The organism is Phreatobacter sp. GW821-FHT04C01, from assembly GCF_059420385.1.
Genome location: NZ_JBWKTP010000008.1, coordinates 163,985 through 179,967, shown reverse-complemented (window position 1 = coordinate 179,967; position 15,983 = coordinate 163,985). Strand labels below are relative to the sequence as shown.

15 protein-coding genes are annotated in these 15,983 nt (G+C 66.5%); 9 read left to right on the top strand and 6 right to left on the bottom strand.

Going from position 1 to position 15,983, the window contains the following annotated elements; all coding sequences use genetic code 11:
- Positions 1-13: 13 nt before the first annotated feature.
- Together AC07WJ_RS26585 and AC07WJ_RS26580 are read left to right on the top strand one after the other, a co-directional pair.
- The gene (locus AC07WJ_RS26585) at positions 14-976 is read left to right on the top strand and encodes a carbon-nitrogen hydrolase family protein (protein ID WP_494937700.1); all 963 of its coding nucleotides are present in this window, start codon (positions 14-16) and stop codon (positions 974-976) included.
- Between the two features lie 7 nt (positions 977-983).
- Entirely contained in the window at positions 984-1,589 is a 606-nt protein-coding gene (locus AC07WJ_RS26580; RefSeq protein ID WP_494937699.1) for a flavin reductase family protein, read from the top strand.
- A 252-nt stretch (positions 1,590-1,841) separates the two neighbouring features.
- Here AC07WJ_RS26580 and AC07WJ_RS26575 read toward each other — a convergent pair whose 3' ends face one another.
- The 4 genes from AC07WJ_RS26575 to AC07WJ_RS26560 all read right to left on the bottom strand — a co-directional run bounded on the left by AC07WJ_RS26575 (position 1,842) and on the right by AC07WJ_RS26560 (position 5,834).
- Complete coding sequence (locus AC07WJ_RS26575) at positions 1,842-2,723, bottom strand: DMT family transporter (protein WP_494937698.1); 882 nt, start codon at positions 2,721-2,723, stop codon at positions 1,842-1,844.
- 182 nt (positions 2,724-2,905) lie between these two features.
- Positions 2,906-3,181: a GNAT family N-acetyltransferase gene (locus AC07WJ_RS26570; protein ID WP_494937697.1), complete on the bottom strand. Its 276-nt coding sequence runs from the start codon at positions 3,179-3,181 to the stop codon at positions 2,906-2,908.
- A 268-nt stretch (positions 3,182-3,449) separates the two neighbouring features.
- Positions 3,450-4,298, bottom strand: coding sequence for an outer membrane protein (locus AC07WJ_RS26565; protein ID WP_494937696.1), 849 nt, complete (start codon positions 4,296-4,298; stop codon positions 3,450-3,452).
- A gap of 573 nt (positions 4,299-4,871) precedes the next feature.
- Positions 4,872-5,834, bottom strand: a complete 963-nt coding sequence (locus AC07WJ_RS26560) for a LysR family transcriptional regulator (protein WP_494937695.1) — start codon at positions 5,832-5,834, stop codon at positions 4,872-4,874.
- Between the two features lie 91 nt (positions 5,835-5,925).
- Here AC07WJ_RS26560 and AC07WJ_RS26555 point away from each other — a divergent pair, with 91 nt between their 5' ends.
- From AC07WJ_RS26555 to AC07WJ_RS26530, 6 genes are all read left to right on the top strand, one after another.
- Positions 5,926-6,888 (top strand): SDR family oxidoreductase, encoded by a 963-nt coding sequence (locus AC07WJ_RS26555; RefSeq protein WP_494937694.1) that lies wholly within the window; start codon positions 5,926-5,928, stop codon positions 6,886-6,888.
- Positions 6,889-6,964: 76 nt separating this feature from the next.
- Positions 6,965-7,894 carry a LysR family transcriptional regulator gene (locus AC07WJ_RS26550; protein WP_494937693.1) on the top strand — a complete coding sequence of 310 codons (930 nt, stop codon included), beginning with the start codon at positions 6,965-6,967 and terminating at the stop codon, positions 7,892-7,894.
- 102 nt (positions 7,895-7,996) lie between these two features.
- Positions 7,997-8,665 (top strand): hypothetical protein, encoded by a 669-nt coding sequence (locus AC07WJ_RS26545; protein WP_494937692.1) that lies wholly within the window; start codon positions 7,997-7,999, stop codon positions 8,663-8,665.
- A gap of 10 nt (positions 8,666-8,675) precedes the next feature.
- Complete coding sequence (locus tag AC07WJ_RS26540; protein ID WP_494937691.1) at positions 8,676-9,998, top strand: amidase; 1,323 nt, start codon at positions 8,676-8,678, stop codon at positions 9,996-9,998.
- 92 nt (positions 9,999-10,090) lie between these two features.
- Positions 10,091-11,395 carry an MFS transporter gene (locus tag AC07WJ_RS26535; protein ID WP_494937690.1) on the top strand — a complete coding sequence of 435 codons (1,305 nt, stop codon included), beginning with the start codon at positions 10,091-10,093 and terminating at the stop codon, positions 11,393-11,395.
- Between the two features lie 266 nt (positions 11,396-11,661).
- A complete protein-coding gene (locus tag AC07WJ_RS26530; protein ID WP_494937689.1) occupies positions 11,662-12,519 on the top strand; it encodes an NHL repeat-containing protein in 858 nt (285 codons plus the stop codon).
- Between the two features lie 25 nt (positions 12,520-12,544).
- Here the strand turns inward: AC07WJ_RS26530 and htpG are convergent, their stop codons facing one another.
- Both htpG and AC07WJ_RS26520 read right to left on the bottom strand, forming a co-directional pair.
- Positions 12,545-14,443: a molecular chaperone HtpG gene (gene htpG, locus AC07WJ_RS26525; protein ID WP_494937688.1), complete on the bottom strand. Its 1,899-nt coding sequence runs from the start codon at positions 14,441-14,443 to the stop codon at positions 12,545-12,547.
- 90 nt (positions 14,444-14,533) lie between these two features.
- Positions 14,534-15,448, bottom strand: a complete 915-nt coding sequence (locus tag AC07WJ_RS26520) for a lytic transglycosylase domain-containing protein (protein ID WP_494937687.1) — start codon at positions 15,446-15,448, stop codon at positions 14,534-14,536.
- Positions 15,449-15,466: 18 nt separating this feature from the next.
- Between AC07WJ_RS26520 and AC07WJ_RS26515 the strand changes: the two genes are divergently transcribed.
- Positions 15,467-15,979: a GNAT family N-acetyltransferase gene (locus tag AC07WJ_RS26515; protein ID WP_494937686.1), complete on the top strand. Its 513-nt coding sequence runs from the start codon at positions 15,467-15,469 to the stop codon at positions 15,977-15,979.
- Positions 15,980-15,983: the final 4 nt, after the last annotated feature.

Sequence of the window (15,983 nt, the reverse complement as noted above, 5' to 3'; positions counted from 1 at the left end):
CCGGATCGACACCATGACCCGCACCCAGACCATCAGTTACAAGGCCGCCGTCGCCCAGGCGGCATCATGCCCTGACGACACCATGGCTTCCGCGGCCAAGGCCGCCACCCTGATCGACGAGGCGGCCAAGGCCGGCGCCCGGCTGATCGTCTTTCCCGAGGCTTTCCTCGGCGGCTATCCGAAGGGCGCCTCCTTCGGCGCGCCGGTCGGCATGCGCAGGCCGGAGGGCCGCGAGGCCTTCCGGCTCTATTGGGAGCAGGCGATCGACCTCGACGGACCGGAGGTCGAGACGATCGCCGCGGCCACGGCCGCGACCGGCCTGTTCGCGGTGATCGGCTGCATCGAGCGTGAGCTGGGCACGCTCTACTGCACCGTGCTGTTCTTCGATGGCAAGGCGGGCCTCGTCGGCAAGCACCGCAAGCTGATGCCGACCGCCGGGGAAAGGCTGATCTGGGGGTTCGGCGACGGCTCCACCATGCCGGTCTTCGACACCACGCTCGGGCGGATCGGGGCGGTGATCTGCTGGGAGAACTATATGCCCATGCTGCGCATGCACATGTTCAGCCAGGGCATCAGCATCTATTGCGCGCCGACGGCGGACGATCGCGACACCTGGCTGCCGTCCATGCGCCATGTCGCGCTGGAGGGGCGGTGCTTCGTGCTGACCGCCTGCCAGCATATCCGGCGCGGCGCCTATGCCGCCGACGTCGAATGTGCGCTGGGCGACGATCCCGAGACCGTGCTGATGCGCGGCGGCAGCGCCATTGTCGATCCGCTCGGCAAGGTGCTGGCCGGCCCGGATTTCACTGGCGAGACCATCCTCTATGCCGAGATCGACCTCGACGAGGTCGCGCGCGGCAAGTTCGATTTCGACGCGACCGGCCACTATGCGCGGCCCGACGTGTTTCAGCTCACCGTCGATATCGCGCCGAAAGCCGCGGTCGCGACGGTCGGCGGCGTCAAGGCCGGAGCCTGAGGGACCCATGCTGTTCGACATGACCGCGCTCGCGGCCGACATTCGTTACAAGATCCTCACCGCCACCGTGACCCCGCGGCCGATCGCCTGGGTCACCACGCGCTCGCCCGAGGGCGTCGCCAATGCCGCGCCGTTCAGCTTCTTCAACGTCATGGGCCATGAGCCGCCGACGGTGGCGTTAGGCCTGCTGCGCCACCCGCAAAAGGGCTTCAAGGACACAGCCGCGAATATTCTGGCGACCGGCGAGTTCGTCGTGCATCTGGTGCCGGCCCGCATGGCGGAGGCGATGAATGCGACCTGCGTCGACGCGCCGCCCGAGGTCGACGAGCTGGCGATCGCTGGCTTGCGCACCATGCCGTCGGAGAAGGTCTCGCCACCGCGCATCGCCGACAGCCCGGTGGCTTTCGAATGCCGCAACCTCACCTCCGTGGTCACCGGCCCGCGCCAGTTGACCGTGATAGGGGAGGTCGTCTGCGCCCATGTCTCGGATGAATTCGTGCTCGATGCCGCACGCGGCCATATCGATGCCACGGCGCTCGGTCTCATCAGCCGCATGCATGGCAGCGGCTGGTATGCCCATTCGACCGATCTGTTCCAGATGATCCGGCCGTGAGCCCGGCGCGCGACAGCCTTCGGATCAACGGAGCGGCCGGATCACTCCGCCATCCACAGCGCCGCCATAAGGACGACGCCGAGGCAGCCCCAGAGGACCATCGCGCGGCCGGTCAGTTGGTTGTTTGAAAACAGCACGCGCCACCGCTGCCCATGATCGACTCGCAGCCATGATAGCCGCGCGCGCCCCAGTTTTGAATGCCGCTCGCGCAATCGATGAGGCGGCGCTGGTCGCCGGACGCGCGGCGGGCTGTCACGGCGTCTCGAGGTTTGCCTCTCGCCGCTTCTGGCGCTGGAGCTGCTGCTCGCGCAGAAAGATGAACAGGCCGGCGCCGACGATGATCGCGGCGCCCGCCATCGTCTTCAGGTCGGAGATCTCACCGAAGACGAGATAGCCGAACAGGATGCCCCAGACGATCAGGGTATATTGGTAGGGCACGACCACCGAGGCGGGCGCCAGCTTGAGCGCCAGGTTGACGCAGAGATTGCCGGCAAGCGAGCCGACGCCGAGGATGAGGAGCAGCAGGGCGTCGAGGCGGCCGGGCGGGGTCCAGCCCTGCCAGGCCACCATGACGATGCCGAAAGCGAGCGCGATCATGAGTTGCCAGCTCATCAGAACGGCGTTGCTGGTGCCGGCGAGCTTGCGCGTGGCGACCATGAAACAGGCATAGCTGAAGCTGCCAGCGAGCGCGCAGAATGCGCCGGGCGACAGGCTCTCGGCCGAGGGCGACAGCGCCAGAACGACGCCGAGGAAGCCGACACCGACCGCGCTCCAGCGCCGCCAGCCGACATGTTCGCCCAGCAGCCAGGGCGACAGGGCGGTCACATAGATCGGCCCGGCGAGGTAATAGGTCATGACGCTGGCCAGCGGCAGGAAACTCAGTGCCCAGAAGAACAGCGAGGCTTCGAGCGTCGACAGCACGCCGCGCAGCAGCTGCAGCCAGGGCCGCGGTTGGCTGCGGATCGGGGTGACGCCGCCGCGCAACAGCAAGGGCACGATGATGCTCAAGCCCACCACCGCCCGCACGAGCATGATCTGGCCGACCGTAAAGGTGCCCAGCAGCCATTTTCCGAGCGTGTCATTGGCCGCAAACAGAAAGAAGCCGAGCAGCATCATGCCGATGCCGAGCGACACGTTCTGCTTTTCGAAGATCTTGCCGTCGAGAAGTCTGGCCAGGATCGCCTATCCCATGAGCACATGCCGCGCCAACGCGCAGTAGCTCAATGGCCGAGGCGACGGGCAAACCGCAAGCGGTCCGATGCCGGGGGCGGCATTTCAGCGCAGGCGGGCAGGGATGCGATCGCGCCGGGGCGCGCTCAGCCCGACAGGCCGACCGGCTGGCCGTGGCGGCGCATCCAGGCCGAGGCATAGGAGCAGAGCGGTACAAGTTCGCGATGCTCGGCCTTTGCCTGCGCCACGATTCCTTCCATCAACCGGCCGGCCGCGCCGGTCCCGCGCAGGGGAACCGGTGCCTCGACGTGGAAGATCACGATGGACGACGGTTCGCGCCGATAGTTGGCGAAGACGATCTGACCACCCAGGTCGAGCTCGAACCTGTTGGCGTCGATATTGTCGTGAATGCGTTCGTTCATGGTGGCTCGATCCCTGGCCATTGCACCTGATGACCAACGTCGAGACATGGCGCGCGTTCCGACCGGGATCAAGAGACAAGGGGCGCATGGCGGCCGGCCCTGATCTGCGCCTGGGGCAGGGGCCCTCATCCCGATCGGCCCCGCTCTCGATCAGGCGGGACCGGGGGGCAGCTTCCAAGAACGACAGGCAACCAGCCCGATGGACGGCAAAGCAGAACGGGCCGCCCCGAAGGCGGCCCGCCGATGCAATTGACGGCAGGACGGCTGATCAGTAGCGGGCGGCGATCGCGGGGCCACCTGTCGAGAACATGTAATTGGCGCCGATCCGGACGATATGCGAGTTGAGATTGGCGCTGTGGGTGAACGGATTGCCCGGGAAGGCGATGGCCGGCGTGAACGCCGTCAGATTGGAGCTGGTCGTCGAGACGCGTCCGAAATTGACGTAGAGATATTCGGCCTTGATCGTCCAATTGCTGGCGATCGCGTATTCCGCGCCGGCGCCCACGGCGAAACCGAGCTTGGTGTTCGAGAACGACGCGGATTCCGCGGCCGTGGCGAACGTATCGGTGAAGTTGAAATTGGCCCGGATGCTGGTCAGCGCGAGGCCGCCGGAGACGAACAGCAGCAGGTTTGGCGTCGCGAGCACACCAAGACGGGGGCGAAGCGTCCACAACCAGTTGGTGCTCACGCGCGATTGAACGGTGAAGGCGGTCGGCGCGCAGCACGGATAGACCGCACCGTTCGTCGCCGTTCCATTCTGACCGAAATATTGAAAATCAGTCTCGATGCCCGCGACGATAGTGTTGAACTGCCAATTATAGCCGGCCGTGACGCCACCGGTGAAGCCGCTGGTGGTTTTCGACTGCCGGCCTTGCGCGCCAATCGCGGCAACGCTGGTCGCGGCGAAATAGCCTGTCGGATCGAACACCGTATCGGTCGTCCGCGACGACGTGCCGAAAGCGCCGCCAACGGTGGCGCCGAGATAAAAACCCGTCCAGTTGAAGCCTAGGCTCAGGATGGCCGAGGGAACCGAGATCGGCCGGCCGCCGAGATCGGCCGCCTGCGCGCTGAAAGCGAGCACCGCGAAACCGGCGGCTGCGATGACACGTTTCATCATTGGAGTGACCTCGGCTGATGTGCGATGTGATGGCTCTATTGGTGTCGTATTGATCGTTGAAAATATATCGGAAACCGGCCGTGGGTGATTTGCGTTGTTGTATTTGTTCGCTTTTGTGGTTTTGTTGCAACATGATATTTAACGTTTCTTAGGTAGGTGATTTTTCATATACAATGACGCTGGACGATTTAAGCTGAGTGGGGGGCTGAGTTCTTTGCGTGGAGACTGGGGTGGGTAGGCGTCAACCTTCCGTGGCACGTCATCGCGGCCCGGCTTCCCAAGCCGAACACCACGCGTCCCACGGCGCCTTTAAGGCGCCTTTCAAGGTCCACCTCGTCGACGACATGCGACGCGCCACACTGGAAAAGGTCGCCAGGGCGGAGTTGCGGAAAAGGCTGAGGTGAAGGGGAAGGGGTTGTGGGCGCTCGACGTAGCGGAGCGCAGCGCGAAAAGCGCCGATAAATCAACCCTCTCCCAAAGCGACAGGGTGGCGGCGTCAGCTGCCGGGTGAGGGGACGTCCATCTCCGAATAGAGCAGCATGCGACCTTGAGCGTGGGGGCCGTCCTCGGCGCCTACGCCCCTCGCCCGACGCCTGACGGCGCCACCGTCTTGATGCCTGGCTTCTCGGCAAGATGCGCATTCTGCCATTTGACGTAATCCCCCAAACCCGCGACCAGTGCGTCGAACACCGCGCGGCAGCGGCTGCTGGAGCGCAGGTCCTCATGCATCGCCACCCAGGTGTCGAGCGTCAGCTGGAAGGCCTCGCTCACCACCTGAACCAAGGCTGGATCGCGCTTGGCGACACCGACCTGGCAGCCGCCTATTCCGTAGCCGGCGCGGATCATGGCGAGCTGGGCGAGGTCGCTGTCGGCGCGCAGCGCGAACATGCTGCGGTCGAAGCCGGTGACGCGGCGGCCCATGCTGCGGATCGCCGCCGTCTCCCGATCGAAGCCGATCAGGGTGTGGCCGGCGAGATCCGCGACGCCGACGGGCGTGCCCATGCGGTCGAGATAGCGCCGGTGCGCGTGCAGCCGGACCTCGATCTTGCCGATATGGCGCGCCACCAGCGCCTCCTGGCTCGGCTTGAACATGCGGACCGCGATATCGGCCTCCCGACGGATCAGGTCCTCGGCGTTGCTCGACAACACCAACTCGATCACCAGGGCTGGATAGCGCTCGCGCAGGCCGGTCAGGATCCGTGGCAGGATCTCGACGCCGACCACCTCGCTTGCGGCGATCCTGACCACGCCGTGCACGGCCTCGCGCTCGCCGGACGCAGCCCGGACCAGGGCGGCCGTGGTCGCCGCGAGGCTTTGCGCATAGGGCCGCAATTCGAGCGCGGCATCGGTCGGCGAAAGGCCATGCTGGGAGCGGGTGAACAGTTCCAGGCCGAGCGCCTGTTCGAGCGCGTCGACATGGCGGCCGATGGTGGGCTGCGCCAGGCCGAGCGCCCGCGCGGCGCCTGACAGCGAGCCTTCTTCCAGCACGGTGAGGAAGCTGCGGTAGAGATCCCAGCCCGGGTCTGTCTGTGCCATACAAATATGTATAGCGATGCCACAGATTTTGGCAATTTCGTTTGGTCGGAATGCCGCCCATCTTGCACCAGCAAACCGATGGAGACACGAGATGGCACACGAAAAGACCGCGCTGGTTCTGGGCGCGACCGGCGGCATCGGCGGCGAGGTCGCAAGGCGGCTCGTCGCGCGCGGCTGGCAGGTGAGGGCGCTGAATCGCAATCCGGCCAAGCTCGGCACGCAAGGCCAGGCCGGCATCACCTGGATCCAGGGCGATGCCATGCACAGCGGCGATGTCGTGGCGGCGGCGCGCGATGTCTCGCTGGTCGTCCACGCGGTCAACCCGCCCGGTTATCGCAAATGGAGCGAGCTGGTGCTGCCCATGCTGGACAACAGCATCGCCGCGGCCCGGGCGTCGGGCGCGCGCCTCCTGTTGCCCGGAACCGTCTACAATTTCGGCCCCGACAGCTTCCCCGAGGTCGATGAGACCACGCCACAGAGGCCGATCACCCGCAAGGGCGCCATTCGCGTCGAGATGGAGCGCCGGCTCGAGGCCGCATCGCGCGACGGCATCCGGGTCCTGATCGTCCGCGCCGGCGACTTCTTCGGGCCCAAGGCGGCCAACAACTGGTTCTCGCAAGGCCTGGTGAAGCCGGGCCGGCCGGTGTCCGGCATCAGCTATCCCGGCAAGCCCGGGATCGGGCACCAATGGGCCTATTTGCCCGATGTCGCCGAGACCATGCTGCGGCTGATTGAGCGCGACGACCAGCTCGCGCCCTTTGCGGTGTTCCACATGGAAGGTCATTGGGACGCCGATGGCACCGGCATGATCGGGGCGATCCGCCGGGCTGCCGGAAAGCCGGGCCTGAAGGCGGGCGCCTTTCCCTGGTGGCTGATCGCGCTGGCCTCGCCGGTCGTACCGCTGTTCCAGGAAATGCGTGAGATGCGCTATCTCTGGCAGGTGCCGCTCCACATGGGCAATGCTCGCCTGAAGGCGGTGCTCGGCGAAGAGCCGCATACGCCGCTGGATGAGGCTGTGCGGACGACGCTGCGAGGGCTGGGATCGCTCGCTTGAGGGGCGGTCGTGCTAGAACGGTCACGCCCCGCCCCGATCGGGGGAGAATCCGGGCCTTGGCAGTGAGATTGGACTCTTGAACACGCGCTTTCTCGAAGCCTTCGTCTGGGTCGTCAGGCTCGGCAGTTTCCGCGCCGCCGCGGAGCGGCTGAACCTGACCCAGGCGGCGATATCGAGCCGCATCGCCTCGCTCGAGGAGGATTTCAGCCAGAAGCTATTCGACCGCGATCCGCGCGAACTGCGGCTCACCTCCGCCGGGCGCATGCTGCTGAGCTATGCCGAACGCATGCTAGCGATCGGCAGCGAGATGCAGGCCGCCATGCGCACCAATTCGGAGCTGACGGGTACCTTGCGCATCGGCGTGGTCGAGACGATCGTGCATACTTGGCTGATCGACTTCCTCAACGAATTGAAAGCCCGGCACGGCGCGCTCGAGATCCAGTTGACGGCCGAACCGACCCATCGGCTGCACGAGGATCTCCGACGCGGCCAGATGGACATCGCGATCCAGACGGATGCGGTGCTCGACGAGACGATCCGCAACCGCGAGATCGGTCTCATGCCCATGGGCTGGGTCGGGCCGCCGCGCGCGGCGGCGGCAACCGAAACGCCGCTGACACTCGCTGCACTCGCCGAACAGCCCTTGATCACCATGACCCGCGGCTCGCAGCCGCATCTGGCCTTGCTCGACACTTGCCGGCGTGAAGGCGTCAATCCGAAGACCATTCACTGCGTCAGCTCGATCGCGGCGATCATCCGGCTGGCCGCCGCAGGCTTCGGCGCGGCCGTGCTGCCGCTCGCGGCCATTCGGCACGAGCTCGCCACCGGCATGCTTTCGGTCATTCCCTGTTCGGCGAGCCTCGGTCCTCTGCGCCTGGTCGTCAGCTATCGCGTCGACCCGACCAATCGCGCCTCGGAGGTGGTGGCGGTGCTGGCGTCCGAAGAGGCGCTGAAATTCGCCTGCGGCGTCGGTGCGGAGATGGCGACGCCGGCGGCCGCCGACTGACACACGGAAAATTCTATCGCCGGCCATCAAAATATCCCGTTTGACCCTTCGCCGACCCGGCATCGATATGACGGCCATCTTGCCAGTCTATCGAGGGTGAAAATGGCCGATCACGCGAATTGCCCGGGGCTTCTGTTCGTCTGGACCAATATCGATCCGCTGTTCGAGGCCGATTTCAACAAGTGGTATGATCGCGAGCATGTCGAGGAACGTATCGCGATCGAGGGATTCGTGGTCGGCACGCGTTACATTTCGAGCCAGGCGCCGCGCAAATATCTCGGGCTCTACAGGACCGAGACCATGGGCGTGTTCACCAGCGCCGAATACAGCAAGGCCTTCGCGCACCAGACCCCCTGGTCGGTCGCCAATTTCGGCCGGATGCGCGACGCTTTCCGCCGGGTCTGTGCGATCACCGCCGAAAGCGGCATCGGCGCCGGCAGCTGGCTCGCGATCGTCAGGCTCGGCCGCCCGGCGACCCCGACCGAACTCCTGACGCTCGCCGATCTCGGCAAGACCATCTCGACCATTGACGGGGTGATCGTCACCCGCCTGCTCGAGCCCGATGCCGCGCTCTCGACGCCGTTGCCGGCCGAACCGCGCGAGAACCGGATCCTCGATCCGATCCTGCTGATCGAGGGGACGTCGGAGCCCGCGGTCTCCAATGCCGCGCGTCTGGTGACCGAGCAGATGGGCATCCCCTCGGGCGAGATCGCCACGATGGAGATGATGTGGCGTCTGCAGGCGACCGAAATCAACCGCCCGGCTGCGTGAGGAGCGGGTCATGACGACAGCCGACCGCGCCGCCGCCGATCGCAATGAAGACGCCTCCGCCCGTCTTGCCCGAACCCTGGAGCGGATCGGCGCCGCGGATCGGGTCCCGTCGCCTTTCACCAGGCTCTACCGCGATGATGCCGGGCGTGCCGCAGCTGAAAGCGACCGGCGCCGTCGCGAGGGGCGTGGCCTCGGCCCGCTCGATGGCCTCATCCTGTCGATCAAGGACCTGTTCGATGTCGCCGGCGAGGTGACCGCCGCGGGGTCGGCGGTGTTGCGCCGACAGCCGCCGGCCGGACAGGATGCCAAGGCGGTCGCACGGCTGCGGCAGGCTGGCGCCGTCGTCGTCGGCAAGACGCTGATGACCGAATTCGCCTTCTCGGCCGTCGGCCTCAACCCGCATGACGGCGATCCCGGCAATCCGCATGACCGGGCGCGCATTGCCGGTGGCTCTTCGACCGGGGCGGCAATCTCTGTCGTCGATGGTCTGAGCGAGATCGCCATCGGCAGCGATACCGGCGGTTCCCTGCGCATTCCCGCGGCACTCTGCGGTGCGGTCGGGTTCAAGCCGACGGCCGGGCGCGTGCCGACATCGGGAGCCTTTTCGCTGTCGTCCACGCTCGATGTCGTCGGGCCGATGGCCGGTAACGTCGCGGATTGCGCGCTCGCCGATGCGATCCTGGCCGGCGTCGCGCCTGCGGCGCTGCCCCGGCTTCCGGCCGATGGGTTTCGTCTCGTGGTTCCGCGCGGGCGACTGTTCGCGGACGCCGAACCGGCGGTCACGGCGGCTTTCGACGATGCGATCGGCCGGCTGCGCGCCGGTGGAACCGTCGTCGAGGACGGTTCGCTCGAGCCCGAACTCGATCGGCTGGCGGCCATCGATGCGATCGGTGCTTTCACCGCCATCGAACTCGCCGCGACGCTGAAAGAGCTCGATGTCGAGAGCCTCGTCGAGGTCGATCCCAAGACCCGCGCCCGGATCGAAGCGGGCCAGGGCAAGGCGGCGCCGGACTATGTCCGCATGGTCAGGCTGCGCGACCGGCTGGTCGGCGACCTCCAGGCGCGCATGCAGGACAATGTCGTCTTCGCGCTGCCGACCGTGCCGATCACCGCGCCGCTGATCGCGGATGTCAGGGACGACCAGGCCTTCCATCGGGTCAATGGGCTGATCCTGCGCAATCCGCGCGTGGCCAATCTCTTCGATTGCCCGTCGATTTCGCTGCCGGTCGCCGCGCCGGGACTGCCTGTGGGGTTGATGCTGATCGGCCGCAGGGGTACCGACCGCGCCTTCCTGGCGATCGCCCGTGCGGTCGAGGCGATGCTCGCCGGCTGAGGCCGGAGTCAATGCGTCGCGATGCTTCGGCTGCGCGCCCGCGCGCTGCCCGCGACGTTCACGCATGGAAACAATCCAGCAAGGGGAACCACATGACGGCCGTTACCGCGACAGATCGACTGCCCGAGAGCCCGGATATGCGCAAACTGGCCTCCGCCAGTCTGATCGGCACCACGCTCGAATGGTATGAGTTCACCATCTACAACACGATGGCCGCGCTGATCTTCAACAAGGTCTTCTTTCCCTCCTTCGATCCGCTGGTGGGCATCATCCTGGCCTTTTCCACCTATGCGGTGGGTTATGTTTCCCGGCCCTTCGGCGGTGTCATTTTTGGTCATCTCGGCGACAAGCTCGGCCGGCGCTTCGTGCTGGTGGCGACCCTGGTACTGATGGGCGTGACGACCCTGCTGATGGGGCTGCTGCCGACCTATGAGACGATCGGCGTGATGAGCCCGATCCTGCTGGTCGCGCTGCGCTTCATTCAGGGTGTCGCGCTCGGCGGCGAATGGGCCGGCGCGGTTCTCTTGTCGGTCGAGCACGGCCGCCAGGACCGGCGCGGCCTCAACGCGTCCTGGACCCAGATGGGACCCTCGGCCGGCACGCTGATCGCCACTGCGGTCATCGCGCTCGTCACGTTCGGCCTGTCGGACCAGGACTTCCTCGCCTGGGGCTGGCGTATTCCCTTCATTCTCAGCGTCGTGCTGGTGATCTTCGGCCTGTGGATCCGCCGGGGCGTCGACGAGACGCCGATGTTCAAGGAGATGGAGGAGCAGAACACCAAGGCCGAGGCGCCGATCGGCGAGGTGCTGAGCCAGCACTGGCGTCGCCTGATCGTCGCCGGCGGCGTGCGCATCGGCTCGGACGTGCTCTATGCCCTCGTCGTGGTGTTCATCCTGACCTATGTGACGCAGGTCCTGAACCTGCCGCGTTCGCTGGCCTTGACCGCCGTGCTCATCGGCGCCGGCTTCAACGCTTTGGCGGTGCCGCTGTTCGGGCTCCTGTCCGACAAGATCGGCCGGCGGCCGGTCTATGCGCTCGGCGCCATTGGCGGCGTCGTCTGGGCCTTCGCCTTCTTCACGCTGCTCGATACCAAGGAGCCGCTGATGATCGTGGTGGGCGCAACCGTCGGCCTGTTGTTCCACGCGGCCATGTATGGCCCGCAAGCCGCCTTCATCGTCGAGCAGTTCCCGACCCACGTGCGCTATAGCGGCTCCTCGCTCGCCTATACCTTCGCCGGCGTGGTCGGCGGCGGCTTCGCGCCCTTGATCATCGCGGCTCTGTTCCAGCGCTACGGCACGACGACCGCGATCTCGCTTTATGTCGTGGCCGCGCTGGCGATCACCTTGGCCATGCTGGCCATCGCACGTGAGACTTCGCGGGATCACCTGAACGAGTGAACGGGAGAGGGCGAGACGCCTGCTCCCAGGCGAGGCAAGAAATGGCGTTCGACAATCGTTCGCGCCTTCCCAGGTAGCGCCTGAACCACCGCCATTCACCTTTCCCCAGCGGGGAGAGGTGGGGCAGTGGTTCTCGCACGAGGCGTCGAAGGGCAGTTGACCACCGCGCAGGCCACCGAGCACACGGATACTTTTGAGATGCGCGAATCCCGTTGCCGCTCCGGGAAGAGGCGAAGGGCGGCCCGCAATCCCGACGGAGATGCATCGTGCAGCCGAGCCCGCTTTCGACGGCAAGCCTGATCACTACCGATGGCGTCAGCCACTACGCCGTCGAGCGCAACTGGGCGAAAATGCCCGCCGGCCAGGAATTCGGACCGATCAGCCAATTGGCGGTGCGCAGCGACGGACGCGTCGTCGTGGTCCAGCGCAGCACGCCGGCGGTGCTGGTTTTCGCTCCGGACGGCCGTCTGGAAGAGAGCTGGCACCACGAGCGATTGCCGAGCGTGCACGGCATCGCCTTCGATGCTGCCGACAACCTCTTCGTCACATCCTTCGACGCCCATCAGGTGCTGCGCTTCAACGGCAACCGGGATATCACGCTGGAGCTCGGCACGTTCAACCGGCCGTGCTGGGCCGGGGCCTTCAACCATCCGACCGATATGGCGGTTGCCGCCGATGGCGAGATCTATGTGACCGACGGCTACGGCAATGCGCGGGTGCATCGCTTCGGCCCGGACGGGCGGCTGATCGCAAGCTGGGGCGAACCCGGCATAGCGCCCGGCCAGTTCGCCTGCCCGCACGGCGTCTGGGTCACCCGCGATGACAGGGTGATCGTGCTCGATCGCGACAACAACCGGATCCAGGTGTTCGACCGTTCCGGCCGCCTCTTGGATGTCTGGACCGGCTTCACCAAGCCGATGGACATCTGGGGCGATGCGAGCGGCGACCTCTTCGTGTCCGATCAGACGCCGCGTATCGTCAGGCTCGACCGGGATGGCCGGGTGAGGGGCGCCATGCGCGCCTTCTCGGTCTATCCCCACGGCCTCTGGGGCGACGGGAAAGGCAATCTCTTCGTCGCCGAACTCCTGCCCTCGGGCGTCGCGCAATATCGCGCGATCGCCTGAGCGCCTGAGTCATTGCTGTCGCGGCTCAGCCGGCCGCCGTCAGGCCGCGGCCGATGAGCCGGCCGAGCCGGCCGGAAAAGGCCCTGGCATCGGTCGGGCGCTCGCCGTCGAGGATCTGTGCCTCGTCGAGCAGGAGGTGAGCGGCGTCCTCGCGGAATGCCGCCTCGTCCTCGCCGAGTGCGGCTAGCCGCACGACCAGATCATGGCCGGGATTGATCTCCAGGATCGGCTTGGTCGCGGCCGGCAGCCGGCCGGAACCGGCGAGCAGTTTCTCCAATTGCCGGTCCATGCCGTGGTCGGGCGCCACCAGGCAGACCGCGCTTTCGGTCAGCCGGTCCGAGGCGCGCACGTCCGAGACGGCATCGCCCAGCGTCAGCTTGACGAAGGCGATGAAGCCGGTGACCGCTTCGCTTGCCTCGGCGGAGGGCTGGCTCTTGCCCTCGGCGAGCGGGATCAGGGTCAGGTCGGCGGCGCCCTGGGTCACCGATTTGAACGGCTTGCCCTCGAAGTCGATGCCGGCGGTGACCCAGAAGCTGTCGACCTGGTCGGGCAGCAGCAGCACCTCGATGCCGCGAGCGCGGAAGCCCTCGAGCTGGGGCGAGGCCTCGAGCCGCTCCAGATCGTTGCCGGTGACGTAATAGATGGCGGTCTGGTTGTCCTTGAAGCCTGCGACATACTCCTTCAGCGTGCGCCAAGCACCGCCGGAGGCCGTCGTCTTGAAGCGGGCGAGACCCAGCAGCGCCTCACGCCGCTCGAAATCCTCATAGAGGCCTTCCTTGAGCACCGCGCCGAAGGTTTCCCATACGGTGGCATAGGCCTCGGCATCGTTGCTCGCGAGCTTGTCGAGCTCGCCGAGCACCCGATGGGTAACCCCCTTCTTGATGGCGCTGAGGATCGGGCTTTCCTGGATCATCTCGCGCGAGACGTTGAGCGGCAGATCGGCTGAATCGACCAGCCCGCGCACGAAGCGCAGATAGCGCGGCAGAAGCTCGGCCTCGTCGGTGATGAAGACGCGTTTCACATAGAGCTTCATCCGGCCGTGACGGTCCGGGTCGAACAGGTCGAAAGGCTTGGAGCCGGGCACGAAAGCGAGCACCGAATATTCGTGCCGGCCTTCGGCACGGTAGTGCAGGGTCAAGGCCGGCTTGTCGAACTGGCCGGCGACGCTGCGGTAGAAGTCGGCATAGTCGTCTTCGCTGATCTCGGATTTCGGCTTGGTCCAGAGCGCGGCACCATCGGCGATCTCGGCGGGTTCGGCGCCCGGCTTGTCCAGAATGGCGATCGGCACCGGCACGTGGCCGGACTGCGCCTTGACGATGCGTTCGAGCGTGAAGCGCTCGGCATAGGACTTGGCGTCCTCCATCAGGTGCAGCACGACACGGGTGCCGCGCGCCGGCGCCTCGTCGAGGGCAGCGTGGCCGACGGTATAGGAGCCCTTGCCGTCGGACGACCAGAGGGTCGCTTCATCCGAGCCGGCGCGGCGCGAGATCACGTCGACCTTGTCGGCGACCATGAAGGCCGAATAGAAGCCGACGCCGAACTGGCCGATCAGTTGGGCGCCTTCACCCGCCTTGTTCGCCTCGATCCGCTCCATGAAGGCTTTCGTGCCGGAGCGGGCGATGGTGCCGAGCGCTTCCACCATGTCGGCGAGGCTCATGCCAATGCCATTGTCTTCCACCGTCAGGCGGCGGTTGTCCGTATCGAGCGTCAAGGTGATGCGGGGCTTCGGGTCGTCGCCGAGCAAAGCCGGTGCGGCGATCGCCTCGTAGCGCAGCTTCTCGCAGGCATCCGCGGCATTCGAGATCAATTCGCGCAGGAAGACGTCCTTGTCGGAATAGACCGAATGCACCATCAGATGCAGCAGCTTGGCGACATCGGCCTCGAAGGTGCGGCTCTCGGGGACGCTAGCGTCGACACTGGTCATGGCAGGCTATGGCTCTCTTCGTTGCGGGCGAGCGACCAGATGGCGGCAAGTGGCGGAGATTTCAAGAGCCAGGGCCGGAAGCGCAGCTGATCAGGTCCGGCCGCCATTCCGCAGCACGATACAGGCGCCGCCGGCAGCCCGGATCCGGTCGCACAGCGCATCGGCTGCCCGGCGTGTCGGGGCGGGCGCGCGGACCCGGTAGAATGTGCTCGATCCACGGCTGCGCAGCCGCGAGCCGATGATCATCGGCTGGGTATCGCCCAGAATGCCGGCGAGCCTTGCGCGTGCACGACCATAGCTCGCCAGGGCGATAGCCTTGGAAAAGTGGCCGGCGAGCTGCACACCCCAGGGAGCAAAGGGGCCTTCGACGGCGGCCAGGCTGCCGCCGGGCCGGCGCAGCAGCGCCGTGACCTGCAGACAGGCCTGCTGTGGATGGTCCTGCAGGACACCCGGCGCCGGCGTCGCGCGCCTTAGCTCCTCGACCCAGTCCTGGGCCGTGCGCCCGGTGATCCGGTAGACGTAATCCTGGGTTTCGGCGGGCAGGCCGCCGCGGCCGCCGAGAAAGTTCGCGACCCGTGTCGGGCCGCCATTATAGGCGGCGGCGGCGAGGCCCAGATTGCCGAATTGCCTGACGTGATCGGCCAGCAACGCCGCCGAGGCGGCGATCGCCTGTTCCGGGTCGAAGGGATCGGCGAGGCCGCGCTCGCGGGCCGTGCCGGGCATGAATTGCGCGACGCCCTGCGCGCCCGCCGGGCTCACCACACCGATCCGGAAGCTGCTCTCCGCCCAGATCAGGCGGGTGAAGAAATGCACGGGCAGGTTATGCCGCCGTGCCCCGGTCTCGATCAGCCGGCAGAGTGTCTGTTCCAGCGTCTCGCCATCCGCCGCCTGGGCCTGGGCGCGCGTCGGCGCCATGGCTAGGCAGGCCGCCACGAGCCAGAGCGCCGGCAGGATCGAGCGTCGGCCGAAGCGGCGGCGATTCAAGGCTGCACTCTGGTCTGGCATGGCAAGCGCATTATCATTTTGGACGATCCGGACAAAGAGGGTGCAATGCAGGTCGAGATCCGTGAGGTAGGGCAAGGTGACGCGGCGCTGTTCGAACGGGTGGCCGAGGCCGTTTTCGACGAGCCGGTCGATATCGGGCGCCTGACCGCCTATCTGGCCGCACCCGGCCACCACATGATCGTCGCGCTGCATGACGGCTGGATTGTCGGTCAGACGGCCGCGGTGGTTCACCGTCACCCCGACAAGGTGACGGAGCTCTATATCGACGAGGTCGGCGTGAGCCCGGCTTTTCAACGCCACGGCATCGCACGGGCGATGCTCGACCGGATGTTCGCCATCGGCAAGAGCTTGGGTTGCGAGGAGGCTGACAGCACTTTCCGCTCGCGAGCCATTCTCGGCCGCAGAATGGCTCGCGAGCGGAAAGTGCTTGAGGTCGGCACCGAGCCGGACAATTGGCCGGCGCGGGCCCTCTACGCGGAGCGCGGCGGCCCGCCGGCCGAGAGCTTCGTCATGTATGTCGTGGCTCTCTGAGCCC

Bases quoted from the DNA above. Each gene is read 5' to 3' on its own strand.
- AC07WJ_RS26545 (WP_494937692.1), top strand. From the start codon at position 7,997: ATGGCCGATCACGCGAATTGCCCGGGGCTTCTGTTCGTCTGGACCAAT.
- AC07WJ_RS26540 (WP_494937691.1), top strand. From the start codon at position 8,676: ATGACGACAGCCGACCGCGCCGCCGCCGATCGCAATGAAGACGCCTCC.
- AC07WJ_RS26580 (WP_494937699.1), top strand. From the start codon at position 984: ATGCTGTTCGACATGACCGCGCTCGCGGCCGACATTCGTTACAAGATC.
- AC07WJ_RS26555 (WP_494937694.1), top strand. From the start codon at position 5,926: ATGGCACACGAAAAGACCGCGCTGGTTCTGGGCGCGACCGGCGGCATC.
- AC07WJ_RS26535 (WP_494937690.1), top strand. From the start codon at position 10,091: ATGACGGCCGTTACCGCGACAGATCGACTGCCCGAGAGCCCGGATATG.
- AC07WJ_RS26565 (WP_494937696.1), bottom strand. From the start codon at position 4,298: ATGATGAAACGTGTCATCGCAGCCGCCGGTTTCGCGGTGCTCGCTTTC.
- AC07WJ_RS26585 (WP_494937700.1), top strand. From the start codon at position 14: ATGACCCGCACCCAGACCATCAGTTACAAGGCCGCCGTCGCCCAGGCG.
- AC07WJ_RS26560 (WP_494937695.1), bottom strand. From the start codon at position 5,834: ATGGCACAGACAGACCCGGGCTGGGATCTCTACCGCAGCTTCCTCACC.
- htpG (WP_494937688.1), bottom strand. From the start codon at position 14,443: ATGACCAGTGTCGACGCTAGCGTCCCCGAGAGCCGCACCTTCGAGGCC.
- AC07WJ_RS26520 (WP_494937687.1), bottom strand. From the start codon at position 15,448: ATGCCAGACCAGAGTGCAGCCTTGAATCGCCGCCGCTTCGGCCGACGC.
- AC07WJ_RS26570 (WP_494937697.1), bottom strand. From the start codon at position 3,181: ATGAACGAACGCATTCACGACAATATCGACGCCAACAGGTTCGAGCTC.